This window comes from Chryseobacterium sp. MP_3.2, from assembly GCF_035984805.1.
GTDB lineage: Bacteria > Bacteroidota > Bacteroidia > Flavobacteriales > Weeksellaceae > Kaistella.
In genome coordinates this window covers 150687-177065 of sequence record NZ_JAXCHW010000002.1, presented here as the reverse complement: position 1 = coordinate 177065, position 26379 = coordinate 150687, and the positions used below count along the sequence as shown (strand labels likewise).

Here is a 26379-nt window from a genome sequence, read left to right as displayed (position 1 = left end):
GAATATATGTAATCCAACCGCTTAAATTACGGTCGACTATTTTTAAAGTTGTTCCCCCAAAAGTGCTCTTTTCTGAGCCATGGCGTAACCTAAGTGTAAACTTTCGTGCATATTATTAAAGATGATGGCATCTTGAATATTTTTTAAATCTAACCCAAAACTCGTTGTGTAAGGTGTATAATCTGCAAAGAAATCTGCATCATAATCCTTCATCAATATTTTGGAAGTTTCTGTAAGTAGAAAAGCCAAATCATCAATTTCTGATTGTTGCACATTTAAGTTCGGTAAGGTTCCTTTTTTATAACTTTCTATCCAATATTTATCAATGCGAAAAGGATTACCGCTTAAATAATAGTGCAATAGTTGCTGAGTTGCTACGGTGTGGGCAATATTCCAATAGATATTATTATTAAAGCCGTCTGGAATCAATAGTAAATCTTGCTGAGAAGTATTTTGCAAAATCTCTGAAAGATTGTTGCGAACCTGCCGATGTGCCTGAAAATGATAGTTCATTTGAGCTAATTTTGAATGGTCAAAAATAGGTTAATTAACTGAGAAAGACAATATTTCGACGAATATGCAGCATCTCAAGAAAGATTTCGGAGCCATTATTTTTAAATCTAATATTTTAAGATTATGAAGATTTCATTTGGATAATTTCCTTGATTGCATTCTACTCTAAAAAATTTTGTTTAACGTAAAGTAGATGTGAACATCCATATACAATGATACATTTCTGTCCTATTAAACGAACAGGAATATGGGTTTAACAAACTTTAACGCTGTATTGGCATTAATTATGTAGATTGGTGAAAGTTTTTATTGGAAATTTACCCTTTAAATTTTTTTCAACATTATGGCGGAATTACAGCAAGCAGATGATATCAGACTATTAACCGAAAAGGTAAGAGAACAGAATGTTTATTTTACTCTTTTGAAACAAGAAATCAACAAAGCAATTATTGGGCAAGAGTACATGGTTGATCGTTTGCTGATCGGACTTCTTGGCAACGGACACGTTTTATTGGAAGGTGTGCCCGGACTCGCTAAAACCTTGGCGATTAAAACTTTAGCAGATGCCGTGCAAGGTGCTTTCTCCAGGATTCAGTTTACCCCAGATTTACTTCCTGCGGATGTTGTGGGTACCATGATGTACAATATTAAAGATAATGATTTTACCATAAAAAGAGGTCCAATCTTCGCAAATTTCGTTTTGGCAGATGAAATTAACCGGGCTCCTTCCAAAGTTCAGTCTGCATTACTAGAAGCGATGCAAGAAAAACAAGTCACCATTGGTGATGAAACAATGCCGCTTCCAAAGCCATTCTTAGTTTTAGCTACCCAAAATCCAATTGATCAAGAAGGAACCTACCTTTTACCTGAAGCGCAAAGTGACCGTTTTATGCTAAAATGTACCGTAACTTATCCTGATTTCGAAGACGAAAGAAAAATTATGAAAATGATTGCTTCTTCTCACCAACCGGAAATCCGTCCTGTTATTTCTATGGAAAATATAGTAGAAGCGAAAAACCTCATCAACCAAATTTACTTGGATGAGAAAATTGAAAAATATATTTTAGATATGGTTTTCGCTACCAGATTTCCCGAGAAATATGGACTTGCAGAATTAAAAAATTATATTAGTTTCGGAGCGTCTCCTCGTGCATCTATCAATTTAGCAATTGCGTCTCGTGCATTAGCATTCTTAAAAAACCGAGCCTTTGTAATTCCAGAAGATGTGAAAGACATTGCAAAAGATGTTCTTCGACATAGAATCGGATTAAGTTTTGAAGCGGAAGCGGAAGAAATTACCTCAGACGAAATCATCAACAGAATTCTAGCGAAAGTTCAAGCTCCTTAAAATCAATTCTAAATGATGGTTTTTATATCTTAAATCAATCGAATTCGATCGTTTAAAATCTAAAATTCAAAATCTAAATATTTTCCGTGCAGATAAAAGACATCATCAAAAAAGTTAAACAGATAGAAATTCGGACTCGTAAAAAGACTGAATCTACTCTGATGGGTCAATATCACAGCGCTTTCAAAGGTCAGGGAATGACATTTTCCGAAGTTCGCCCTTATCAATACGGCGATGAAATCCGCAGAATAGACTGGAATAAGACCGCACGTTTTCGGGAACCTTTCGTTAAGGTGATGGAAGAAGAACGGGAATTGACCATGATGCTTTTGGTGGATATTTCTGCCTCTATGGATTACGGTACCAAAACACAGCTGAAAAGAGAATTTGTGGCAGAAATTGCTGCTAGTTTAGGGTTTTCTGCTGCTGGCAATAATGATAAGGTAGGATTAATTCTCTTCGCGGACAAAGTTTACAAAGTTCTTCCACCTCAAAAAGGAAGAAAACATATTTTGGCTATTTTAAGTACCATTTTGAGCACAGATTATGTTGCTGCACCCTCTAAAATAGATAAGGTTTTAGAATATATGATGAGCGTATTCAAGAAAAAATCGTTGGTCTTTTTACTCTCAGATTTTCAAGATGAATATGATTTGAAAATGCTGAGAGTGGCTTCAAAAAAACATCAAATTTTAGGAATGCGCGTTTTTGATGATAAAGACGAGCAAATTCCTGATGTGGGTTATATTCTTTTTCAAGATGCAGAAACGGGAAAAGAAATTTGGGCCAATACCTCTAGTGCAAGATGGCGGTATGAATTTGCGGAAAAACAAAAACAAATCGTGAAAAGTGTGGCAGAAGATTTTGAAAATTCTTCCGCAACCTTTGTGAATATTAATACAGGAGAAGATTATTCTAAATTCCTCTATCAATATTTCCGAAAAAGATAAATAGTAAAATTGACTTCTTGGCAGTCTCATAAAAATAATTTCAGGTTTGAAAAAAATAGTGCTCGTTCTTTTTTCCCTCTTTAATATCTTCCTATTTTCGCAGACTTTAGGTTCGAAACTCGAGAAAAAAACTTTGGCTTTAGGTGAAGTTGGCACCTTTCGTGTGACTATTTCTAATTTACAGGGAAAAGAGGTAAGTTCTGCTCCAAAAAATGAATTGCTCCCTTTTCATTTTGAAGAAATTAAAGACAGCACCACTGCGCAACCCGACTATTATGAACGCATCATAGAATTTGCAGTTTTCGAAGAAGGCAATTTTAAAATTCCGGCGTTGGATTTTCGCATCGGGGGAAAAATGTACAATACCATTCCTTATGAAGTAGAAGTGGTGAATACCGCACAAAAAGGCGATCCTTTAAATGATATCATGAAAAATAAGGAAGTCAATCTGCAGATTACGGATTATTGGCAAATGTATAAGTGGTACATACTCGCTGCATTGGTTGTACTTGCTTTAATTTTCATTATTTATCAAATCATTAAGTACGGAAAGAAGAGAAAAAACTCCCCTCAATTGATGACCAACCAAACCTTAAAAGATTTGGAACTTTTGAAAAAGAAAAAATACATGGAAAATGGCGACTACCGATCTTTCTACGTCGAATTAATTGATATTGCCAGAAATTTCATGACCAAACAATATGACATTCCGGCGGATGTTTTGCTCACCGATGATTTAATAGAAGTCATGAAGTTGAACAATACCATTTCCCCCGAAAATGAAAAAATTGTAGAAGAAATATTTCTGCGCGGAGATTTGGTAAAATTTGCAAAAACCTTCCCTGATCAAACCATGATGTCCGCAGATTTCGAGGATATGAAAGGCTTTGTTAAACGCTCTTCGAAAGATTTGGAGGCAGAAGAATTAAGAACCGGAGTTTAACAAGAAGAAGCATGATACTTGATTTTTTAAATTTCGAACTTTACAGCCCTTGGTTTTTACTCTTGTTTCTAACCTTTATTCCGTTGCTAATTTTAGATGCGCGGAAGAAAAAACGAACCGGAATAAAAGTACCCACTACACAAAACATGATGGAAAACAAGACCATCTTGTTCGTCCTTTTCCTCCTTAAAATTTCGAAATATATTTTGCTTTCCGCTTTGATTATTGCCATGGCAAGACCGCGGACCTTCACCATTTCTCAGGATCAAGATGATAGCAAAGGAATTGATATTATGCTTTCGGTAGATGTCTCGCTGAGCATGTTAGCGCGAGATTTAGATCCAGATAGACTCACCGCCTTAAAGGGAATTGCGCGAAAGTTTGTGGAAAAACGTCCGGGAGATAGGATTGGTTTGGTGCTTTACGCGGGGGAAGCTTTTACGAAAGTTCCCGTCACCAGTGATCACGCCATTGTCATTGAGGAATTAGAAAACATTAACCAGCTGGAACTGGAACAGGGAACCGCCATTGGAGAAGGTCTTTCTGTGGCCGTGAGTCATTTAAAAAATAGCAAAGCCAAGTCTAAAATCATTATTTTAATGACAGATGGCGTGAATACAATAGAGAACGCAATGCCCGCTCAAGTGGGTGCACAACTCGCAAAAAGCAATGATATTAAAGTGTACTCTATCGGAATTGGGACCAATGGATATGCTTTGATGCCTACACAGACTGACATATTCGGGGACTTAGTGTTTACGGAAGCAGAGGTAAAAATTGATGAACCGGTGCTGCGGGAAATTGCGCAAACCACCGGTGGGAAATATTTTCGAGCAACGAGTAATCAAAGTCTGGAAGAAGTGTATGATGAAATTAACCAGCTGGAAAAATCAGAATTAAAAACTACTAAACTTTATAATTACCAGGAATACTTTCGGATATTTCTTTGGATCGCATTGGGTGTTTTACTCTTTGATGCCCTTTTGCGGTGGGTTTTTTATAAGTTTTTAAGTTAAATAAATTTTCTTTTGGAGCAGGTAAATTTCAGTTTCTCCGAAGATTTGTCCCGCTGTCCGTTCCCTCCCGAAACTCCGGGAGCCACTACCATCGGGGCTAGAAGAAAAGACGGGTGGTCTATTGATGAGAAATAAAAATTGAAGTCACTCATAAGTGATAAATAATAGTGCATTGTTTTGCAAACTATAAATTATGGATTGGTATTTAGACAATTATTGGTATCTCCTTTTGCTGCTGCTTTTGCCACTGCTCGGGATTATTATGGTGCAATATCTTCGCTGGAAAAGTAGCAAAAAAGAAATTTTTGCAGAAGCGAGATTTCAAGAAGAATTATTTGAGCGAAGAAGTAAATTTTCTCGCGTGCTTCCTTTGCTATACTTATTGGGCACCTTGTTTCTGATTTTAGCAATTGCCGATTTATTAAATGGTTCAGAAGAAGTAAGTTCTAAGCAGAAGATGAACAATGTGATTTTCCTCATTGATGTTTCTAATTCTATGAATACTCAAGATATTCAGCCTAATCGATTAGATGAAGCCAAGAATATCATCATCAACACCATGGGTAAAATGCGGAATGATAAAGTTGGACTCGTCATTTTTGCGGGAGATGCAACTTCCATAATGCCTTTAACAACAGACTTTACCGCCGCAGAAACCTATATTGGCGCCATCGAAACAAGTATAATCAAAATTCAGGGTACCGATTTTTTGATGGGAATGCAAGCGGTGGCGGAGAAATTTAAAAATGTAGGCAAAGGTTCGCGAAAAGTTGTGCTTTTAAGTGATGGCGAAGATAATGAGGGCAATGAAAAAGATGCCATCAAGCTGGCTAAAAAGGAAGGAATGTCTGTAATTACGGTGGGAATTGGCTCTGATGAAGGTGGACCCATTCCAGAATATGTCTTCGGTCAATTAATGGGTTATAAAACAGATATCACGGGAGAAACTGTCATTTCCAGAAGAGAAAGTACCGCCTTACAAAATATCGCTACTGAAACTGGTGGAACGTACATTGACGGAAATAATTTGGAAAGTGCAAGTTCCCAAATTATCGATGCGCTGAGTAAAAATGAAGGCACGTCAGATACTTTCGTGAAATCTCAAAATGCAGTACATTATTATCAATATTTTTTAGCCGTTTCCCTCTTATTCTTTCTTCTCATTTTTCTCTTCAATCCAAAAAGGGAGTTCAATATTTGAGTAAAATCAGCGCTTTCACCCGACTTTAACCGAAATTTAACAAATTATCGTAAAAATCTTAACATATAAAGGAATATTTTTGCACTAATGATTTGGAAACCACTTTTTTCTGTACTTCTGATATTTATCTGTGCCACCTTATTTTCTGCACAAGAGAGTTATAATACGCTTGTTTACAAAGGCAATCAGGACTTCAATAATAAAAATTATGAAGGGTCTTCTGGCAAATACATGGAAGCTATTCAACTGCAAGACAATGACTTTGCAGCACACTACAATCTTGGCAATTCTCTGTACAAGAGAAAACTGTACACGGAGGCAAAAGCTGAATATGAAAAAGCCATTAAAAATTCTACAACTTTACCAGACAAAGCAGCCGCACTCTACAATTTGGGAAATGTAGAAATGGACATCAACAATTCTAAAAAAGCCGCCGAACATTACAAAGCCGCCCTCAAGCAAGATCCCTACAATGAATCCATCCGGAAGAATTATGAAATTGCCATGCTGAAAGAAAAGGAAAAAGAAGAGGAGAAAAAACAGAACAATAAATCTGATTCTGGCGGTGGCGATGGGAAAGAAAAAGATGAAAATAAAGGAACTGATCCTGGTAAAAACCCCCAAAGTGAAGCAGGATCCGGTCAAAAGAATAAAGGCGAAGGTGAAGGTGAAGATCCAAACAAAAAAGAAAGTGATAATTCTGGAAAACTTCCTTCAGACTTAGAAAAATCTCTCCTTAACCGGGTAGAGAATCGAGAACGAGAAACCGCAAAACGTATTTTAAATAAAAATTCCTACTCTATGCCAGACAGCAACGAGAAGGATTGGTGATGAAAAGAAAAATTCCATATTTGTTTTTACTCTTCTCTGCCCTGATTGTTTCGGGACAGGTTACTTTGGCGATATCCGAAGTGAGAGAGGCAAAAGTGAATCAGAATTTTGAGCTCACTGTACTTCTGGAAATAAGTGGGGAAAATATGGCACAGGAAACACCGCTGAGAATGCCGGATCTTTCTAAATTTAACATCATCGGCTCTGCTTCTGATCAAAATACTTTGGTTGTAGATGCGAAGAAAGGGAACGTCCTCAATCAAACAGTTTTTCAATTGGTTCTTGCACCCAGACAATCTGGCCGGGTAAAATTTGGTTCTGTATTGGTAACAGTCAATGGAAAGATTTATAAAACCGAACCTTTCGATCTCTTTGTTCGCGAATCTGAAAAAAGTTCTGTCGCCTCCGTAAAAACAGATAATTCGGTTCATCTTAATCTAGAAATACAAGATAAAGTTGTTTATAAAAATGAGCCCACTTTAGCCGTACTTCGTGCTACAAGTCGGGATTATGGAAATTTGCGAAACTTGAAAAACATCCGTTATCCAGATCAAAATAACCTGAACATTAAACAAGTAAGCTCTTCAAAATCAGAAATCGAAACGAGGTCTGGAATGGCATCGCAAATTGTCGGCACTTTTGTGATTTATCCTACAGAAAGTGGAACCATAGAAGTTAATCCTGCTTCGGCTTCCCTTGCCAATACAAGGAACAGCAAAAGAATATCCTCTAATAAAGTAAATTTAAAAGTAAAGAAATTACCGGCGGGAATGCCTATCAACTACAAAAATGCAGTTGGGAAATTTGAGGTCGCCTTAATTTCTACAAATTCTGGTGATGCTTTAGAAATGGAAAAGCCCATAAGCGTGACCGTTCAAATATCAGGAGCCGGAAATTTCAGCACGCTACATCTACCAAAAATTGTGGAATCTGAAAATTATAATTTCTATCCTCCTAAAATAACCTCTGTTACTAATGCAGGAAGTGATGGATTATACGGATCCATTACGGCCGATTATTTAATAGTGCCGAAAAAAATAGGAACCATTCCAATTATGTTAGAAGATTTTTCCTTTTTTGATCCTGGAACCAATCAATATGTAGACTTAGGCAGAAAAACATTACTTCTAAATGTGAAGTCAAAAGATGATATTTTAGCAAGCAGAAGCACTTTGGAAAAAGTGAATGAATATACCAATACTGTTTTAGAGACAGTGAACACACCCATCTTGCCCACGGAAAATTTGAAATTAAAAAGCAAAGACCAAATAAACTGGCAAGCAATTGCTGGAAACCTGGGTCTTTTGGCGGTGCTACTTTCCTTAACATTATTGGTAAGAAAAAAAGTAAAAGAGAAACCTGCCAAGGTTAAACCTACACCGCAGTATCAAACCATTGGTGCTATTACGGAAACGGAAGAAACCATTAGGAAAAATTGGAATAACCGCTGGGAAGATGATGTAGAATACTTAAAGATCGTAGCTGACAGTAAAGATTTCACAAAGTTTTTCACTACCTATGAAGACTTGAACCGCCAAACAAAAGAACATTTTTCAGTTGCCGCTGAATCTGATTTTAAAAAATTTCTTGAAAATGAAAAAGGCGCTTATATTGCCGATGAGTACAGAAAATTAACGGAGCAAATTCAGATTGAAAAATATGCACCCCTGCAATCTGAGGAACATATTGACGAATTACTTCAATCCATCATCACTATCTATTCGGCAATTAACAAATAGTCAAATATTTTTTATATTTTTGCGGAATTAATAAATCCTCATGTTTGAATTTTTCTCTTTAAAAGAAACACTTACCACAACTATGGTTCTTTTTGCCGTAATCGATATTGTAGGATCTATCCCTATTATCGTGGGTTTAAAGAAAAAATTCGGGAAAATTGAAGCAGAGAGAGCTTCACTAGTTGCGGGTGTTTTAATGATCTCCTTTCTTTTTATCGGGAATAATATTCTGAAGTTAATTGGCGTAGACGTGAATTCTTTTGCGATTGCGGGTGCTTTCGTTATCTTCATCATCGCTATTGAAATGATTTTGGGCATAGAAATTCAGAAAAATACGGAAGCCAAATCTGCCTCCATTGTTCCTATTGCTTTTCCTCTGATTGCAGGAGCCGGGACATTGACCACCACATTATCTTTACGTGCGGAATATCATGATATCAACATCATATCTGGTATCGTTCTCAATACTATTTTTGTATATTTGGTGCTTAAATCTGCCAACTGGATTGAAAGAAAATTAGGAGACGGAACACTGCAGGTTTTACAAAAAGTTTTTGGAATTATCTTGCTGGCCATTTCCATCAAATTATTTACGGCAAACTTTGCCCAGCTTTTCAGCTCGTACGTTAAATTTTAAATTGAATAAAAATGCAATTGTTTTATAAAATATTCCTTGGGATTTTCATCTTGTTTATAGGGTTCAACCTGTATAGAATTCAGTGGGATCTCGGCTTCTGGAATGAAGAAAATTCCGTTTACATTTTATCCATGTCTGCTGCTGTTCTAGGAATTATCGTGTTGCTAGTTTTAAACATGATGAGCAAATTGGCGGTTAAGAAGTAAACCGTACGACAATATTCAGAGCATTTTTCTGTGAATAAATGCTTTTCGATACTTTTTTCTAAAAGCTCTGATGATCGCTTCTAAATAGATAAAATCTTTTTGGAAACTTAAATTAGAAACTTTTTCCTTTACCATTTTATCATTTTTCAATTTGATGGATAAAAATAAAACTCTAGATTTCCATATGTAATCTATAGATCTAATATTTTTCCATGGAATGTTGATTGCACGTAATTCGATGCCTGTTGAATTCAATGCAATGATTGGTATAGTGAACGCTAAAAATATTTTATAAAGTCCAAACAGAAGTGCAAATACTGCTACTCTAATAATGAAATCTTTGTAACTCGTCAGATAAAAAATAATTGCCAAGATTAGAAATGTTAGCACAAATACAATTAAAGCATTGAGTGGCGACTCAAAGTATTTTTTTTCATTCCCTATTTCAACCCGCGAATACTTAAAGGAACGGCTTTCATGCCATCGCTGGATCCGAAATTTCTGATTGTAAAATTCCATTAAAAATGCATCACATCTTTCACCACGCCATTATTCTGAGTGTGCTGCAGTAATTCTTTGATAATAAATTCTCTAATAGAGGTTTGCTCTTGATTAGAAGGAAAAAGAAGATGGACATTTGCTCCTGCATCTAAGGTGAAAAACAAGGGCAATTTGGTTTCTTTACGGAACTCCCATATTTTGTTAATCACGGCTAAAGTTCCGGTTTTCATTAAAATAAAGGCGGGATCGCTCATCATCATCATGGCGTGCAAAGTCAAAGCTTCATGCTCCACCAATTTAATAAAGCCTTCCATATCTCCATTTTTCAATATAACTTTTAGCAGTGCGAAATTTTCATGCGCTTCTAGAAATCTTCTTTCTGCATAAGGATTAGTGTTCATCAAACCATGGCCAACTGTAGAACTTACGGTTTTTTCTCCTTCGTGAATGAGTAAAACCCAATCATTAAAATTTTTGAAACTAGTATGAACTTCAGAATTTGGATATTGTACCGCAAATAAATCGGAACTATTTTGCACTTCATGGGTTTCACCCCAAACTACCAAACCATTATATAAACTTCGGCACGCGCTGCCACTTCCTAAACGAGATAAGAAACTGGCTTTTTTCACTTTTGCTTCCGTCCCTATTTTGCCAGAAAAGAGCTCATCCAATTCCATTAAAGTTTTTGCAATGGCGCCAAATCCAGATGCAGAACTTGCGATGCCCGAACTGTGCGGAAAGGTATTTTCTGTGCGAATAATGTACTTTCCTTCTAGGATCCAAGGTACATATTCTACGATACTTTTAAAATATTTTTCAATTTTTTCAGCGAATTTTAATTCTTCCTTTCCAGCGAGAAAAGTTTGAACTCCAAATTTCTCCCCTGCCAAAAATTCAACTTCTGTATTTGTTTTACAGTTGTTTAAGGTGTAACTGATGCTTGGATTAGCCGGAATTTGATTTTCATACTTCCCCCAATATTTGATGAGGGCAATATTAGAAGGACAACTCGCCGACACTTTTTGATGGGAAACACTGAAATTAGGATTGCCGAAAAATTCGTTCATAAGGAAAGGTCTAAGGTTTAAAAAATTTTAAGCGTACATTTTGTCAATGAGTTGAGCATATTTCTGCAAAACAATATTTCTTTTAATTTTTAAAGTGGGCGTGATTTCTCCGCTGTTCACTTCAAATTCTGAGGACATCAGAATGAATTTCTTCACCTTCTCAAATCCAGAAAGGCTAGCTTGAAACTCATCTAATTTCTGACGGTACAACTCTTTAATTCTATCAGAATTAACAAGCTCTTCCCAATTGGTGAATGGAATATTCATCTTCTCTACCAAGATCAGTAATGCTTCGAAATTGGGAACGATTAAAGCGGTAACAAAAGGTTTTCCTTCTGCAATAACCATCACCTGGTTGATTAAATTATTGTTTGATAATAAATTCTCAATCGGTTGTGGCGTGATGTATTTCCCATTGCTGGTTTTCATCAAATCTTTAATTCTATCCGTAATAATTAAATTGCCAGCCTCATCAAATTCCCCTGCATCACCAGTTCTAAACCAGCCATCTTGGGTGAAAACTTCCGCGGTTTCTATCGGTTTTTTGTAATAACCTTTCATAATTCCACTTCCCTTGGCTAAAATCTCCTCATTTTCTCCAATTTTTATTTGAGTGTCGCCAATTGGTATTCCCGCAGAACCATGTTCAAAATGGTGGAAAGGAAAGCAAGTTAAAGTTGCAGTAGTTTCCGTCAAGCCATAACCCACAGTTACGTGAATTCCTAAAGCTTCAAAAAACTCCGTCACTTCTGCCGAGACCGAAGCGCCGCCACAAGGCATGAACCAAAGTCTACCGCCCATTTTTGCCTTTATCTTCTTAAAGACCATCAAGTTGGCAACAGTATTTTTCAGGTTTAATGCAAATGGAATATTCTGATCTAAACGGCGTAATTCTGCAACCTCTCTTCCAGTTGTAATGGCCCAATTAAAAATTTTCTTTTTCCCATCGGAACTGTTTTGCAACATATCATGAACTCCAGCGTAAATCTTCTGATAAAACCTTGGAACAGCACACATCAATGTAGGTTTAACTTCTGACAAAGCATGCACGATGAGCTTTGTATTTTCTAGAAAGTATACTTGTGCACCACCGTGGAGACATAACATGGTCCAGCTTCGTTCAAAAATATGGGTTAAAGGCAAAAACGCCAAAGAAACTTCTTGCTCGAAATTTTTGAATTTGAAAAAATCAAAATGCGCCTTGAAGGAATTTACGAAATTTCCATGAGAAAGCATTACGCCTTTTGGAACACCAGTAGTTCCAGACGTGTAAATAATGGTCGCTAAATCATCTTCATTTTTCGCGACAATCTCTAATTCGTCTGAGCTTTTTTTAATGTAATCTTCTAAATACGAACTGTTTTCCTTCTTAATCCAAATGGCTTTTTTCGAAACAATAATCAAATTCAAAAAAGAAGATTCCTGCAAAATATTATAGGCAACGTCATATTGCTCTTGATTTCCCACTAAAATAGCTTTTGATTCAGATTCTGATAAAATATAAGCAGCTTGTTCCTGGTTATTGGTAGAATAAATAGGAACGGTGATGGCGCCCAAGGATAAAATAGCCAAATCAAAGACAATCCATTCTGCGGAATTATCTGCATAAATGGCAACTTTATCATGCTCCGCAATTCCTGAAGCGCGCAAAGCTGATGCAGTTTTAAAAACAAGCCGACGGAAATCTGTCCAAGAAATTGTTTCCCACTTTTCCTTTTTTTTGAAACCTATGGCTGGCTTTCGCGGATATTTATCTGCGTTGGTATTTAGAAATTCTGCAATATTCATGAGTTCTTCTTCATATTTTGGTGATCAGAAATATAATTTTTGAGGTGAAAATCCAAACTATCTAACACTGGAATGAATTTATAGTCGAGCTGATCACTGATCTTTTTATTAGAAAGTATATTGGTAGAAGTTACCGTTTTTAGATTTACTTTGCTCATCAGTCGTAACTTCGGAAAGAGCCAGCCGAACATAATGTTCAGCACATATCCCATTTCCAGCATAGTCTCATTTAAGATTTTCGCACTCGGAAGATTTAATTTTTCGCGCACAAAATTGGCGACGTCAATCAATTTTTTATTTTCGGAGATCACGATAAATCGTTCGTTATAAATTTCTTGATTCATTAGAGAAATGGCAATTTTAGAAACATCGCGCACATCTACATACGCGGAAATTCCGCTCATTGCGTAAGGATAATCGGAAAAAGATTTAAATAATTCACCGCTGCTTGATTGCCAGTTTCCACTTCCCAAAATAACACCTGGATTTACAATTACTGTAGAAAGTCCTTCTGCAGAAGCCCGCCAAACTTCCATTTCCGAAAATTGTTTGGATCTGGAATAGGGAGAATGTTCCAACTTTGGATTAAAGTTAGAATCTTCATCCACTTCATGATTTTCATTGAGACCATCTAAAACTGCCGTAGAACTGATGAAGCAGAATTTTTTTACAGCGCCATCTTCGCAAGCATAAAGTAAATTTCTGGTGCCTCTGATATTGGTGTGATACATTTCTCGCCGGTCCTCAGAACGAAAACTGACTTTCGCTGCGCAATGATACACTTCATTTATTCCAATCAATGCATTTTGAAGGGCCTCCAAATCATCAAAATCAACATCAATCCATTCTATTTGATCGAAATATTCCTGTGGAGATTCTGTGTAGAAACGGTAAGATTGTTCAACTTCTTCTGTATTGCTGGATTTTCTTTTCACGGCACGTACTTTTCTGCCACTTCTCAGCAGATCCAGTACTATTACTCTACCTAAAATTCCGGTAGCACCCGTTACTAAAATCATTATGTTATGTTTTAATTCTCCGCTAAAAATTCAGTCACCACCGTGCTGAAATCTTTTGGATTTTCTGCCTGAACCCAATGTCCCGCATTTTTAATGGTTACCACTTTAGAATTAGGAAATTGCTGTTTAATTAAAAATTCATCTTGCGGTAAAATATAGTCTGATTTTTCACCTGCCATAAACAATGTTTTTCCTGTAAAAATGCCGAACTTAATGGCATTGGAAACAAACTCACTGTATTTCTCTGCTAAAGTATTGATATTAAAGCGCCATCCGAGCGATTTATCTTCTAACCAATATAAATTTTTAGTCAAAAATTGCACTACTGCTTTTTCTGGAATGTATCGTTGAAGTGCATCTTCTACATCCTGACGCGTTTTTACAACTGAGAAATCAATCGATTGCAACGCTTTTAAAATTCCTTGATGATGCGGTGGATAAGCTTTCGGGGCAATGTCTACAACAATCAATTTATGCAGTTTTGGGGGATATTTAATGGCAAACTGCATCACCGCTTTACCGCCCAACGAGTGACCCAGTAAGTTGACTTTATCTAAGTGATGAAATTCCATGTAATGCAAAATATCATGCGCCAAATCATCATGACTCATTTCTTCTGAATGGAAACTTTTCCCGTGATTTCTTAAGTCAATCAGATGAACTGGAAAAAATTCGCCCATTTCTTTCCCAAAACTTCCCCAATTATCAAGCATCCCAAAAAGTCCATGAAAAACCAAAAGCGGTGTTCCATTTAATTCAGATCCATAAATTTTTGAGTGCAGAATAGTATTATTTTCCAAATGCTGTATTTTTAAAAGAATCAAATATTGGTTTTACCACTTCGCTAACCGCTTCAAATACGCTTGAACCGTATTTTCTAAACCCATGTAGAGCGCTTCTGAAATTAGAGCGTGACCAATGGAAACTTCTAATAAATTAGGAATCTGGCCGGAAAAATATTTTAAATTATCTAAACTTAAATCATGTCCCGCGTTAATTCCAAGTCCAAATTTCTGTGCTTCTATTGCGGTTGCTACGTAGTCTTTTATGGCCTCTTCTTTATTTATTGAGTAGTTAGAGGCATAAGCTTCAGTGTACAGTTCAATTCTTTCAGCACCTGTTTCTGCTGCAAATGAAACCATTTTCGGGTTAGGATCTAAAAATATTGAGGTCCTAATTCCCGCATTTTTAAACTCTGCGATCACATTTTTTAAAAATCCAAGATGCGTCTCACAATCCCAACCTGCATTAGAAGTAATGGCATCTTCCGCGTCTGGAACCAAGGTAACTTGGTCTGGCTTCACTTTTAAAACCATATCAATAAAACTTCGGTGCGGATTGCCTTCAATATTAAATTCTGTGGTCACCAAAGGTTTTAAATCATACACATCTTTTCTGGTGATGTGGCGCTCATCTGGACGCGGATGAATGGTAATTCCATGTGCGCCATATTCCTGCAATTTCACTGCAGCTTCGGTTACGCTTGGGAATTCTCCACCTCTTGCATTTCTTAAAGTGGCGATTTTATTAATATTTACACTAAGTTTTGTCATTCTTTTTAAATTTTTACAAACTGAACTACTTCTAATTCAAATTCTTTGGAGGCCACCAATAGATGGTCGAAAATATCGGCCATGATTTCCTCATAACTCGTCCATTCAGAATTATTGGCGAAACAATAAATCTCCAGTGGCATTCCGTGCGTGGTGTTTTCTAGCTGTCTTACTAAAATCATTTCGGTCTGGTCAATGTGCTCATTGTTTTTTAAATAATTCACTACATATTCCCGAAACACCCCAATATTGGTCAGTTGTTTTCCGTTGATAATCAAGTCTGAATTTTTCAGCGTTTCTCTTTCCTCTACCATGTGGGAAAGCCTTTTTTCCAAATAATCGGTCAATAAATTTATTTTCGCTAAACGCTCAATTGTTTCGCGATTTAGAAATTTAAACGAATTAATATTGAAAGTAATGGACCTTTTTATTCTTCGCTTATTTCCCTCGGACATTCCCTGAAGATTCTTTATTTCCGTAGAAAGCAAATCGTAGGTAGGAATTGTTGAAGATGTTTTATCAAAATTCTGAATTTTAGTGGTCAAAAGGTTGATGTCTTCAATATTCCCTTCCAGATTATATTTCGGAATTCCGATCCAGTCCCCTACCTTCAAATTTTTCGATGTTGCCACGTGAATTCCCGTCACAAATCCCAAAATGGTATCACGGAAAACCAAAACCATCACTGCTGTAATTGCACCTAAGCTCCCCAAGATTGTAGAGCCGCTAATTCCAAAAACTACGCTGATGGCAATAACTGAAGACACAAAGACTCCGAAAATTTTCACAGTTTGAGAAACGGCATTCAGCGCAATAATTTTGTAGTAGTCTTTCACGATGAGGAAATAATTTCGGAAAGCACCTAAAGCACGATAAAGCATACCTGCGAACACAAAAACAATGGTCAAACCGATCATTCTCTCTAAAAAATCGAAACTTTTTGGATGGCGATAAAAAATAGAAAATAAAGCAAAACTCCCAAAGAATAATGCGATGAGATGCGCAAAAGAATTGGTTATTTTGGATTGGTAAATGGATTTAAAAATCGGATACTTATCATTATCATAAAAGATTTTAAAAATGGCATTAATTGCGAGTTTAATTAAAAAATCAACAAAATAAATCAACCCAACTAAAAATACTAATTTCAAGATGATTTGTAGCAGAAGCACCCAACTATCCGGCGTGCTATCTCTCACGAAAAAGTGAATATAATCACTTGCATCTTGCAGTAAATCCTTAGTGTCTTTAAATTCCGTTTCCATTGAGGCAAAAATAAGAATAATGATTGTCTTATACAGATTAATAACTACTTTTAACAATTAATGCATTGTTATGGATATTGGCGTAATACAGATTGTTAGCATCATTTTACTTATAGTAGGAATTCTGGGAACTTTTCTTCCCGTATTACCAGGATTATTACTGAGTTTATGCGGACTTTTAATTTATAAATTCGGGACAGATGCACCACTTTCCATGGTCTATATTTGGATTTTTGTATTTCTCACGGGATTGTCTGTAATTTTAAATTATGTAATCCCGGCTAGAACGACCCGCAAATACGGCGGTACCAGATGGGGAAGCATTGGTTCTGTAATTGGAACAATTGGCGGAATGTTTTTTATTCCCATTCCTTTCGGTTTTTTAATCGGAATGTTCTTGGGCGTTTTTATTGGGGAACTTCTTCATGATGCAAAAGACAAAAAGAAAGCCTGGAACTCCACGAAAGGTGCATTTATTGGATTTATTTACGGAACAGGCTTTAATCTCTTGGTAGGTTTGGCAATGTTTTTGGTCGTAGTTTATGACATTTATAAATCCTAAAAACATGATACACAGATTAATCCTTACTTCATTTAGTTTTCTTTCTTTGGCTATGTGTCAAAACCAAACTACAGCAACTTCTACAGAAAAGGTAAAAGATGCTGCAACGTCTGGCTCGATTCCACCGCAAAAATCTGCTGATGGAACAGATATTATCACGCCAGAGAAACCCGCAACATTGCCTCCTGCAAAAGGAAATGCCGCGTCATTACCTCCTGCAAAAATGGAAGCGTATAAAAAAGAAGCTGATTTAAATACACCCCAATCTGGAATGATTTACCTGAGCGAAGGCGAAAATAAGTTTTTAAAAGAATACGGAATGAACGTCACATTCAAAAGAATGGTGGAAGACAGCCGTTGTCCACAAGGTGTTAACTGCATTTGGGAAGGCGTTGCAACCGCAGAATTAGAAGTGATGGGTCTGGAAACTCGCCCGATGACAATCAAAATAAGTTCTATGCAAGATGCAAGTAAAGGGTATTCCAGAACGCAAAATTTCAATGGATATAATATCACCTTAGGTGAGGTTGCTCCAACTACTACGTCGGATAGAGGCTTTAAAGCTTTACAAGGAAAATATAAAATTGGAATTAAAATTAGTAAAGGAAATTCTGTATCTAGTGGAACTACCACGAAATAGTTTCCAAGCCCTTCTCTTTTAAATAGTCATTAATAGCAGAAAAAGGTTTGCTCCCATAAAATCCCTTATACACGGAAAAAGGGGAAGGATGCGGAGATTTTAAAATGAAATGAGAGGAAGAATGAATTAATTCTTCCTTTTTTTGTGCGAAAGCACCCCATAAAACAAATACCACATTTTCTTTTCGTTCCGCAATTTCTTGAATGATAAAGTTAGTCAGTCTTTCCCAACCTAAATCCTTGTGAGAATTCGGTTCGTGTGCTTTTACCGTCAATGTGGCGTTGAGAAGAAGTACTCCTTGTTCCGCCCAATCTCCCAAATCTTTTTTTGTTCGTTCAATTCCCAAATCATCTTGCAACTCTTTAAAAATATTTTTCAAAGAAGGCGGTGCCGTCACATTTTCGGAAACAGAAAAGCAAAGACCATTTGCCTGCTCAACATTGTGATAGGGATCCTGACCAATAATAACCACTTTTAATTTTTCAAAAGGGGTAAGTTCCAAAGCGCGAAATATTTCTTTTTTTGGTGGAAAACATTGATCCGCAGCATACGCTTCATTTACTTTTTGCCAAAGTTGTTCAAAATATTGAGTCTCTTTAATGGGTTTAAGAATTTCTTTCCAAGTCATAGGTTGATGTGATGATGTGGTGATGTGGTGATGTGAAAAGCGAATGAATTATTTTGAAAGCTCAAAAATAAGATTTTCTGGATATTTTTCATCTTAGCGGGAAGCATTTAAAACGAAATTAAATTGCTCTAACAATTTAATGGAATTTAGATTCTCTTTATTCGTGAAAGCTTCGATTTCATTCAAGCTTAGTTCATTCCCACCATAACGCAGCATGAAGTGAATCGCTTCAGACATAATTCCTTTTCCCTGAAATTCGGGTAAAAGTTCATAGCCCAATTCTGCAGTTTTTCGGTCATTAGAAAAATTCCAAAAACAAATTGTTCCAATTAGATTGTAATCACTTTTTAATGAAATTCCAAAAAATACAATTTCTTTCAACTCTGTTTTCATCTTAATTCCCAAGATAAAATCCAAGGCTTCGAAAGAATTCTGGGGCGGATTTCGGTGAAGAAACTGATTAATAGAAGGGTTGCTTCTGATCTGAAAAATGTACGCGGCATCATATTCCGTGATGGGTCGGAAGATTAACCGGTCCGTAGAAAAGTTCATGTTCAAAGATAGATTTTAATTATGACCGAAATCGCGCCTCAATTTGGTATCGTCTTTATCAAAATATCTCATTAAATTTGCATGTGGATATACAACAAGAAGACTTAAACGAACTGGAGTTTCCAGAACTTTTAGCAGAGATTTCCCCCTTTGCATTCTCCCCAAAAATCGCCAAAAAAATCACAGAACTTCGTCCTTTTGCAAGAGAAGAAGCAGAATTGTCTTTGAAAAAAGTGGCAGAATTTGTGTCCAGTTTTGAAAGTGACAATGCGATTCCTTTCAATGAATATGAAGACATCGAGGAGGAACTGAACCATCTGCTCATTGAGAATTTTCGGTTAGATAATACGGCTTTTCTCAAAATTAAAAGTCTGACGGAACAGATTGCACGACTGCAAAAATTTTATCCTGCCTACGAAGAATTATTTCTGCATTTAAAAAATGATGTTAAGGATTTAGAATACCGGAAAGAAATCATTGATAAAATTGACAAAGTTTTCAATCGTTTTGGCGAAATAAAAAATGAAGCTTCTCCAATTTTAAAAGTTCTGCGCACAGAAATTCAACACGCGAAAAAATCCATTCAAGAAAATTTTAATCGCGCATTGACAACCTATGGTCAAAGTGATTTTCTAGATGATATCCGAGAAACGATTTTGGATGATCAAAGAGTTTTAGCGGTAAAATCTGGTTTTAAAAAACGCGTTCCTGGCAGAGTTTTAGGGCTTTCTAAAACGGGATCTATCACTTTTATTCAGCCAGAATCGGTGTTGAAGCATTTCTTTAAACTTCGGGAAAATCAGGAAGAAGAAAAGAAAGAACTGGATAAAATTTTACGAAAGTTAACGGCAGAAATTGCAGAATTTCAACCTCAACTTTACAGTTATCAGCATTATATTTTCGATCTGGATTTTACGCGTGCGAAAGCAAAATTTGCGTATAAAATAAACGGCGTTTTACCGAAAATAAATCCGCACAAAACCCTCCGATTAGTCAATGCATATCATCCTTTGCTTTGGCTGAGAAACCAAACGGAGAAAAAACATATCTTTTCCCAAAGTCTCACCTTCACGGAACACAACCGGATTATTTGTATTTCAGGTCCAAATGCAGGCGGAAAATCCATCACGCTGAAAACTGTAGGATTGCTGCAATTGATGATACAGAGTGGACTTTTGGTTCCCGTACATCCTAAATCTGAAATGTTTTTTTTCGATAAAATGATGACGGATATTGGGGACAATCAATCCATAGAAAATCATTTGTCCACCTACTCTTCCCGCTTGAAAAAAATGGGTGGAATAATTAAAGAAGCCAATGCCAATACGCTTTTACTCATCGATGAATTTGGAACAGGTTCTGATCCAGAATTAGGTGGCGCTCTGGCGGAAAGTTTTCTGGAATTCTTTTATGAAAAGAAAAGTTTCGCCATTATAACTACGCATTACACGAATATTAAGCTCGTTATTGAGCAATTGCCAAATGCGCAAAATGCTGCTATGCTTTTTGATGATTCTTCCCTGGAACCGCTCTATAAATTAGAAGTGGGGCAAGCTGGAAGTTCTTTCACGTTCGAGGTTGCAGAGAAAAACAAAATTCCGAAATACATTATCGAATCCGCGAAGAAAAAAGTAGAACATGACATTCTCAATCTGGATAAAACAATTGTAAAATTGCAACAGGAAAAATTTGAAGTCGAAAAGATTAAGACCGATTTGGCAGAAAAGCGCGATTCAACTCAAAACAAAAAAGAAAATCTAGAGAAACTGAATGAGCAATTGCAGCAGAAACTCTTTAATTTTCAAAAATTGTACGAAGATGAACACCGCAAATTGCAGTTTGGAAATAAGATTGAAGGTTTTATTGATTCTTATGTAAAAGGAAAATCGCGAAAAGATGTGGTGAAAGATTTCGTAAAGATTCTGGAACAGGAGAAATTCCGGAAAATAGGCGCAGATAAAGACGAGTCCAAAAAACTGCTCATCGTTAAAAGGAAAATTACGCAGCAATTAAAGAAAGTGGACATTATGGAAAAAATTGTAGAAACGAATGAAAAGCTGGAAGACAAGCGCGTAAAAGAACGTGCAGTATGGATGAAAATTGGTCAACGAGTTCGTATTCAGGGTTCCACAAGTGTAGGAACCATTGAAAAAATTGAAAAAAACGGAAAAGTTTCTGTGAATTATGGAAGTTTTAAAACGCAGATTTCTGGGGACGAATTGGAAAGGATTTAGAAATTATTTTATAGCAATTTGTGGATTTCTATTTTATTTGAGTTCATCCAAATCTTCGGGTAAAATTGAATTTTCCAGTTTCGAATTCTCAAATTTATAAACACTGAGGGCTCCAGATTGCTCATAATACGCATGTTCTACTTCTGAAAGAAATCTAATTCCTTGCTGTCTTAAAAGCATATAGACTTCATTTTCATCAATGTCATCTTGTGTGAAATTTTCTTTTAACAGTTTTCCATTTTCAACCAACTTCATCACTTTTGGATCTGTTATTTGCCGTACGGATTCATACTTTATTCCAATGTACACATATAATTTTTGAAACGCAGCAATTAAGGTAATCACGGTAATGGGAATGGAAAGTGGAATATTTGGATAAAACATAGCGTCACCAACCGCACTTCCCATCGCCACGATGAGTAAAACATCGGCGCTGCCTAAACCGCCGACAACCCTTTTGCCAAGCCATCGAATCATAAAAATGGTGTATCCCATAATGATGATGACGCGCAAGATAATTTCCAGATAAATCTGGACTGTGAAATCTCCAAATAAAATCTTCCAAATATCGAAAGTATATTCACTGGCTTGAATCATGATGGTATTTTTTTGGTTGAACGTTCATTTGAAAATAGTGCGAGCAAATATTGAGCAAATTGGAAGTTATCACCTTAAAACTTCATCCTTTGAATTCTTACCGCATTTAAAATGGCCAATAATGCCACACCCACATCAGCGAAAACGGCTTCCCACATGGTTGCCAATCCACCCGCACCTAAAATTAGGACAACTGCTTTCACGCCGAACGCGAGAAAAATATTCTGCCACACCACTTTTCGCGTTTGCTTGCCAATATGAATGGCCATTGGAATTCTACTCGGTCGATCGTCTTGAATCACGACATCTGCAGTTTCTACCGTGGCATCACTTCCCAATCCGCCCATGGCAATTCCGACGTCACTCAGAGCGACTACGGGAGCATCATTCACGCCATCACCCACAAAAGCTACCGTTTCTTTGGTCGCTTTAATTTCTTCTAATTTTTTCACTTTATCTTCTGGAAGTAAATCACCGAAGGCATTTTCAATTCCTAGTTCCTTGGCTACGAACTGCACTACAGAATTTTTATCGCCACTTAACATGGTGGGTTTTACACCCAAAGCTTTCAATTTTTCGATGGTCAATTTTGCGTCTTCTTTAATTCGATCTGCAACCGTGAGATAGCCCACAAATTTTTGATCATAAGCAATGGCGATGACGGTGTACACAATTTTGCTCACATCGGTATCAAACTGTACTTGAAACTGATCCAATAATTTAAAATTACCAACCACCAATTCTTTGCCGTTAATCATCCCCCGCAAACCATGACCCGCGATTTCTTCCACGTTTTCCAAATGAATGCTCGTATTAACTTCGCCCACAAATTCATGTATGGCAGTGGCAACCGGATGCGTGCTTTTGCTTTCTAAAGCATTCACCATTTCTAGAATTTCTTCTTGATTAAAGGAGGGATCAAAAATAACTTCCTGTACTTTGAAGACGCCTTCCGTCATGGTTCCGGTTTTATCCATGACCACGTGTTTGATTTGCGCGATGACATCCAGAAAGTTGCTGCCCTTGAATAAAATTCCGTTTTTACTCGCAGCACCAATTCCTCCAAAATATCCTAAAGGAATACTGATGACCAAAGCACACGGACAAGAAATTACGAGAAAAACCAAGGCGCGGTAGAGCCAATCTGAAAAATCATAATTCGCTACAAAAAAGTAGGGCAAAAATGTAATCGCGATGGCGAGATAAACTACAATAGGCGTGTAAATCTTCGCAAATTTTCGGATGAATAGTTCGGTGGGCGCTTTTTGGGCGGTAGCATTTTGGACGAGTTCCAGAATTTTACTCAACTTACTGTCTGTATATTCGGTAGTAACTTTCACCGTAGAAACGGTATTCAAATTGATCATTCCGGCAAATACGGCTTCGCCTTTTGCCTTCGTGTCGGGTTTACTTTCACCTGTTAAAGCAGCCGTATTAAAGGAAGCAGAATCTGAAAGTAATTCGCCATCCAATCCTAATTTTTCTCCAGGTTTCAGTTGAATTACATCACCGATAGTAGCGAGTTCTGCTTTGATGGTTTCTGGTTGATTGCCTCTTAAAACAGTCACTTCATCTGGACGCTGATCCAGCATACTTTTAATATCCGCTTGAGCGCGGGAAACTGCCAAGGTTTGAAAAACTTCCCCGACCGAATAAAACAACATGACGGCAACTCCTTCTGGATATTCCCCAATTCCAAAAGCTCCAACGGTCGCAATTCCCATGAGGAAAAATTCCGAAAAAAAAGCGCCTTGTCTAATGCTGCAAAAAGCTTCTTTCAAAACAGGTAAACCCACCGGAAGATAGGCAACAACGTACCATGCAACTCTGATCCAATCTGTAAACCAGTTTGGTTTTAAAATATGGTCGAAATACATTGCTACAAGTAAAAGGACAAGAGAAATAATGCTGGGTAAGAATAGTTGCAAAGCACTTCCTTCCACATTTCCGTGAGTGTGACCATCATGATCATCACGATGATCATCTTCTTGATTTGAAATGTTTTTATCTCTAGGATTGACGGACTGTACTTTAGATGGTGTGCTATCATCTGTTGCGCAGCAATTTTTTGGAACTTGTTTAGAGATAAATTTTTCTTTCATGGTCAGATTTAATACAACAGTACATGAAAAAATGAGTCCAATAATTATATTTATTTGAAAATTTAAACATTCAAATGACACTAAGATATTCTAAGATTTAAAAATTTACACTGAAAAATGATATTAAATTGTATAATCACAAAAAACTAAAGCACAAAAAAAATCACCTACGAGAATCGTAAGTGATTGATATTAATTGTGGTCTCTCCAGTACTTCTATAGATCCACCAATAAGGACATTCCGCTTGGATTTGTGTCAGATTTGTGTCTTTTCTAAAATCTTTTTGATATCAGAAAGCGCTTTTCGGTATTCATTATCCGGTATTCGATCATAATTTACAGCGGGTTCCGACACGATATTTACATTCGATTCATTCTTATCGAACAATTCATAAAGATTAATTTCTGTGTGTTCAATGATTCCCAGAAAAAAGTCTTCGGTAAATTTTTGCCTTCCACTCAACATGTTTCCCAATGCTTGTCTGCTCATTCCTAATTTACTAGCCAAGGCAGTTTGAGTTAGATTATTTGACTCGCAGTAGTAATCAATTTTAAGTCTCAAACTTTTTAGATTTTTTTCCATAGTAAAATAATTAGCTTTTTATTGTAAATATATTTTGTCATTTGAAAGAATGTATTTACATTTGTAATGTTTTCTAACGGTATTTAATATTTACTAACGTTTTCTAATGGCAAATTTAAACAAAAATCAAATGCATTCTAATATTGAATCCAATATTAACGAAGCGTTCATCATCATCGACGGATTTCTGCCAAAAAGATATACCGATCGGGTACAGGAGATTCTTCCTGGAATATCAAAAACCTATATCAGAAATGTAAAGAGCACTAAACAAGGCCCAGCGAAAATCATTGCTGCCTTGAAAAAAGTAGCACAGGAAGAACAGGAAATTTTCAACTAACAATAAAAATTATGAATGCAACAAGACTCTATCCAGGGATGTGTGACGACAGCCTGGAAATCTTCTTCCACCCGGAAGAACAAAAACTAAAAGCCATAGACAATGGCTCAGTAAAAGATTTTTCTGTGGTTTCTGCCGCGAAAAAACAATTCTTAAACCACATGATCGAAACTGATTCAAAACTTGCAGAAGTATTAGAATCGATGATTCCAAATGATCACTTGGCACAAATCGAAAAAATTGCGAAGTGCCGTTTCGGTGGATTGAATTTTCAGCCAGATTACTGCGGTACTACTAAAACAATCAATCATGACATTATCAATTGCGCTATCCGGAAGACTTGTATCGGATGCGGAATCGTCTGTAAAAATCTGAGTTACCAGGGCGAAGAAATTTCAAATATTGATGTTCTCGCCATTCAATTAATGGCAAGTGATCATAAAACAGAGGTTCTGGCGGAAGAATTAAACATGCCGCTCGGAACATTCCACGTATACCGCACCAAATTCTTCAACAGATTGGGTGTGAAAAGCAAACCAGAATTAGCCAGAGTAGGTGTTGAGTTGGGGCTGATTTAGTTTACTATCCTTTCCCCGTGAAAGCGGGGATTTTTAAAAGAACACAAATTCTATATATAGTTGTCCCCGACCAGTTTTCACTGGCGGGGTCGTAACCCAAAAAATTTAAAAATCATGGAAAATAATACAGACAACGGCGCTCATTCCTTTACTGAAGCAGCGCAATTTATTGATGAAAAGCCAAAATCTGAACCAAAATTCTATATCCAAAATAGAGATGCAGGTTTTATGGGTAATGCAATAGTTTTTTGGCGAAAAGAGTGTAAAGGATATACTGTAAACCTTGATAATTCAGAAATATTTTCAGAAGAAGAAGCTGCAAAAATATGCAGAGGAAATCCTTCAAAAAATAAAGCATGGCCTGTGGAATACATTGATAACAATAAGGGAATACAGCGAATAGTAGATAGCCAGTATATTTTTTCTGAAAACATTAAAACTTTTTAAAGATGAACCGAACATTTATAAAAATATCAGCTCTCTCAATTTCACTTCTTTACGTTGATCTCAATTCTCTAAAAAATCAATTTTAAAAAACCACTGGTAAAATGGCAAAACATATCATTTTTATAGGCAAACGCGATTCAGGAAAATCCCTTTTTGCTAAAATGATTTTCGGGACTGAAAAAACCATGTGGATTAATGGCAGCGGAAATCTATTAAACAACCCATTTTTATTTGACCACGGCAAAGAATGGAAAATTGACAATGTTGTAATTGATGACTTACATCCTGACTTTAATATCGAATCATTTTATAATACAATCTGCGCTCCGGTGCTTAAAATTAATAGACAAGGTAGAGAAACAATAACCGTGACAATGCCAAGGTTTGTATTTATTTTAAAAAGTGACAATCGTTTGCCAATCGATTCTCCATCATTCATGCGGCGATTTAAAGTAATCGATTTCGATAAACATAAGATTTCCTCTTTAATTAAAATGATTCAGACTGAAAAAATAATCATTAATACTCCGCGATAA

28 protein-coding genes are annotated in these 26379 nt (G+C 36.5%); 15 read left to right on the top strand and 13 right to left on the bottom strand.

All coding sequences use genetic code 11. The annotated features are described in order from the left end of the window. Positions 1 to 42 precede the first annotated feature (42 nt). Positions 43 to 513, bottom strand: coding sequence for a DinB family protein (locus RCH13_RS04995; RefSeq protein WP_326986135.1), 471 nt, complete (start codon positions 511 to 513; stop codon positions 43 to 45). A gap of 343 nt (positions 514 to 856) precedes the next feature. On the opposite strand from RCH13_RS04995, the gene RCH13_RS04990 reads away from it, so the two are divergent. From RCH13_RS04990 to RCH13_RS04955, 8 genes are all read left to right on the top strand, one after another. Further along, complete coding sequence (locus RCH13_RS04990) at positions 857 to 1861, top strand: AAA family ATPase (protein WP_326986134.1); 1005 nt, start codon at positions 857 to 859, stop codon at positions 1859 to 1861. Between the two features lie 86 nt (positions 1862 to 1947). Further along, on the top strand, positions 1948 to 2811 hold the full coding sequence (locus RCH13_RS04985; protein WP_326986133.1) for a DUF58 domain-containing protein: 864 nt from the start codon (positions 1948 to 1950) through the stop codon (positions 2809 to 2811). Between the two features lie 46 nt (positions 2812 to 2857). Further along, positions 2858 to 3754 (top strand): hypothetical protein, encoded by an 897-nt coding sequence (locus RCH13_RS04980; RefSeq protein ID WP_326986132.1) that lies wholly within the window; start codon positions 2858 to 2860, stop codon positions 3752 to 3754. Positions 3755 to 3765: 11 nt separating this feature from the next. Then, on the top strand, positions 3766 to 4770 hold the full coding sequence (locus RCH13_RS04975) for a vWA domain-containing protein (RefSeq protein WP_326986131.1): 1005 nt from the start codon (positions 3766 to 3768) through the stop codon (positions 4768 to 4770). Positions 4771 to 4963: 193 nt separating this feature from the next. Then, complete coding sequence (locus tag RCH13_RS04970) at positions 4964 to 5971, top strand: vWA domain-containing protein (protein ID WP_326986130.1); 1008 nt, start codon at positions 4964 to 4966, stop codon at positions 5969 to 5971. Positions 5972 to 6058: 87 nt separating this feature from the next. Beyond that, the gene (locus tag RCH13_RS04965; RefSeq protein WP_326986129.1) at positions 6059 to 6802 is read left to right on the top strand and encodes a tetratricopeptide repeat protein; all 744 of its coding nucleotides are present in this window, start codon (positions 6059 to 6061) and stop codon (positions 6800 to 6802) included. Next, positions 6802 to 8541 (top strand): BatD family protein, encoded by a 1740-nt coding sequence (locus RCH13_RS04960; protein WP_326986128.1) that lies wholly within the window; start codon positions 6802 to 6804, stop codon positions 8539 to 8541. Before RCH13_RS04965 ends, RCH13_RS04960 begins: the two co-directional genes overlap by 1 nt. 40 nt (positions 8542 to 8581) lie before the next feature. Beyond that, positions 8582 to 9178 (top strand): MarC family protein, encoded by a 597-nt coding sequence (locus RCH13_RS04955; protein ID WP_326986127.1) that lies wholly within the window; start codon positions 8582 to 8584, stop codon positions 9176 to 9178. Positions 9179 to 9399: 221 nt separating this feature from the next. Here RCH13_RS04955 and RCH13_RS04950 read toward each other — a convergent pair whose 3' ends face one another. The 7 genes from RCH13_RS04950 to RCH13_RS04920 form a co-directional block, all read right to left on the bottom strand. Then, positions 9400 to 9756, bottom strand: coding sequence for a hypothetical protein (locus RCH13_RS04950; RefSeq protein WP_326986126.1), 357 nt, complete (start codon positions 9754 to 9756; stop codon positions 9400 to 9402). A 146-nt stretch (positions 9757 to 9902) separates the two neighbouring features. Beyond that, positions 9903 to 10955 carry a diphosphomevalonate/mevalonate 3,5-bisphosphate decarboxylase family protein gene (locus tag RCH13_RS04945; RefSeq protein ID WP_326986125.1) on the bottom strand — a complete coding sequence of 351 codons (1053 nt, stop codon included), beginning with the start codon at positions 10953 to 10955 and terminating at the stop codon, positions 9903 to 9905. A gap of 27 nt (positions 10956 to 10982) precedes the next feature. After that, a complete protein-coding gene (locus RCH13_RS04940) occupies positions 10983 to 12743 on the bottom strand; it encodes an AMP-dependent synthetase/ligase (protein WP_326986124.1) in 1761 nt (586 codons plus the stop codon). Further along, complete coding sequence (locus tag RCH13_RS04935) at positions 12740 to 13762, bottom strand: NAD-dependent epimerase/dehydratase family protein (RefSeq protein ID WP_326986123.1); 1023 nt, start codon at positions 13760 to 13762, stop codon at positions 12740 to 12742. The genes RCH13_RS04940 and RCH13_RS04935 overlap by 4 nt, the downstream gene beginning before the upstream one ends. Positions 13763 to 13773: 11 nt before the next feature. Then, positions 13774 to 14562: an alpha/beta fold hydrolase gene (locus tag RCH13_RS04930; protein ID WP_326986122.1), complete on the bottom strand. Its 789-nt coding sequence runs from the start codon at positions 14560 to 14562 to the stop codon at positions 13774 to 13776. Positions 14563 to 14595: 33 nt separating this feature from the next. After that, positions 14596 to 15315 carry a pyridoxine 5'-phosphate synthase gene (locus RCH13_RS04925; protein WP_326986121.1) on the bottom strand — a complete coding sequence of 240 codons (720 nt, stop codon included), beginning with the start codon at positions 15313 to 15315 and terminating at the stop codon, positions 14596 to 14598. 5 nt (positions 15316 to 15320) lie between these two features. Further along, the gene (locus RCH13_RS04920) at positions 15321 to 16580 is read right to left on the bottom strand and encodes a mechanosensitive ion channel family protein (RefSeq protein WP_326986120.1); all 1260 of its coding nucleotides are present in this window, start codon (positions 16578 to 16580) and stop codon (positions 15321 to 15323) included. A gap of 70 nt (positions 16581 to 16650) precedes the next feature. Between RCH13_RS04920 and RCH13_RS04915 the strand changes: the two genes are divergently transcribed. Both RCH13_RS04915 and RCH13_RS04910 read left to right on the top strand, forming a co-directional pair. Next, positions 16651 to 17142 carry a DUF456 domain-containing protein gene (locus RCH13_RS04915; RefSeq protein WP_326986119.1) on the top strand — a complete coding sequence of 164 codons (492 nt, stop codon included), beginning with the start codon at positions 16651 to 16653 and terminating at the stop codon, positions 17140 to 17142. 4 nt (positions 17143 to 17146) lie between these two features. Beyond that, a complete protein-coding gene (locus RCH13_RS04910) occupies positions 17147 to 17782 on the top strand; it encodes a hypothetical protein (RefSeq protein ID WP_326986118.1) in 636 nt (211 codons plus the stop codon). Here RCH13_RS04910 and RCH13_RS04905 read toward each other — a convergent pair. Both RCH13_RS04905 and RCH13_RS04900 read right to left on the bottom strand, forming a co-directional pair. Continuing rightward, positions 17769 to 18410, bottom strand: coding sequence for a uracil-DNA glycosylase (locus tag RCH13_RS04905; RefSeq protein ID WP_326986117.1), 642 nt, complete (start codon positions 18408 to 18410; stop codon positions 17769 to 17771). The two genes, RCH13_RS04910 and RCH13_RS04905, sit on opposite strands and share 14 nt — an antisense overlap. 93 nt (positions 18411 to 18503) lie before the next feature. Next, positions 18504 to 18962, bottom strand: a complete 459-nt coding sequence (locus RCH13_RS04900; RefSeq protein WP_326986116.1) for a GNAT family N-acetyltransferase — start codon at positions 18960 to 18962, stop codon at positions 18504 to 18506. An 83-nt stretch (positions 18963 to 19045) separates the two neighbouring features. Between RCH13_RS04900 and RCH13_RS04895 the strand changes: the two genes are divergently transcribed. Continuing rightward, entirely contained in the window at positions 19046 to 21196 is a 2151-nt protein-coding gene (locus tag RCH13_RS04895; protein ID WP_326986115.1) for an endonuclease MutS2, read from the top strand. 33 nt (positions 21197 to 21229) lie between these two features. On the opposite strand, the gene RCH13_RS04890 is transcribed toward RCH13_RS04895, so the two are convergent. The 3 genes from RCH13_RS04890 to RCH13_RS04880 all read right to left on the bottom strand — a co-directional run bounded on the left by RCH13_RS04890 (position 21230) and on the right by RCH13_RS04880 (position 24478). Then, complete coding sequence (locus RCH13_RS04890; protein WP_326986114.1) at positions 21230 to 21793, bottom strand: DUF421 domain-containing protein; 564 nt, start codon at positions 21791 to 21793, stop codon at positions 21230 to 21232. A gap of 74 nt (positions 21794 to 21867) precedes the next feature. Further along, the gene (locus RCH13_RS04885; RefSeq protein ID WP_326986113.1) at positions 21868 to 23895 is read right to left on the bottom strand and encodes a heavy metal translocating P-type ATPase; all 2028 of its coding nucleotides are present in this window, start codon (positions 23893 to 23895) and stop codon (positions 21868 to 21870) included. Between the two features lie 256 nt (positions 23896 to 24151). Beyond that, positions 24152 to 24478 carry a helix-turn-helix transcriptional regulator gene (locus RCH13_RS04880; RefSeq protein ID WP_326986112.1) on the bottom strand — a complete coding sequence of 109 codons (327 nt, stop codon included), beginning with the start codon at positions 24476 to 24478 and terminating at the stop codon, positions 24152 to 24154. Positions 24479 to 24584: 106 nt separating this feature from the next. On the opposite strand from RCH13_RS04880, the gene RCH13_RS04875 reads away from it, so the two are divergent. The 4 genes from RCH13_RS04875 to RCH13_RS04860 all read left to right on the top strand — a co-directional run bounded on the left by RCH13_RS04875 (position 24585) and on the right by RCH13_RS04860 (position 26379). Continuing rightward, positions 24585 to 24818, top strand: a complete 234-nt coding sequence (locus RCH13_RS04875) for a hypothetical protein (protein ID WP_326986111.1) — start codon at positions 24585 to 24587, stop codon at positions 24816 to 24818. Positions 24819 to 24829: 11 nt separating this feature from the next. Then, positions 24830 to 25396: a helix-turn-helix transcriptional regulator gene (locus RCH13_RS04870; RefSeq protein ID WP_326986110.1), complete on the top strand. Its 567-nt coding sequence runs from the start codon at positions 24830 to 24832 to the stop codon at positions 25394 to 25396. Between the two features lie 114 nt (positions 25397 to 25510). Continuing rightward, positions 25511 to 25843, top strand: coding sequence for a hypothetical protein (locus tag RCH13_RS04865; RefSeq protein WP_326986109.1), 333 nt, complete (start codon positions 25511 to 25513; stop codon positions 25841 to 25843). A gap of 101 nt (positions 25844 to 25944) precedes the next feature. Continuing rightward, a complete protein-coding gene (locus RCH13_RS04860) occupies positions 25945 to 26379 on the top strand; it encodes a hypothetical protein (RefSeq protein WP_326986108.1) in 435 nt (144 codons plus the stop codon).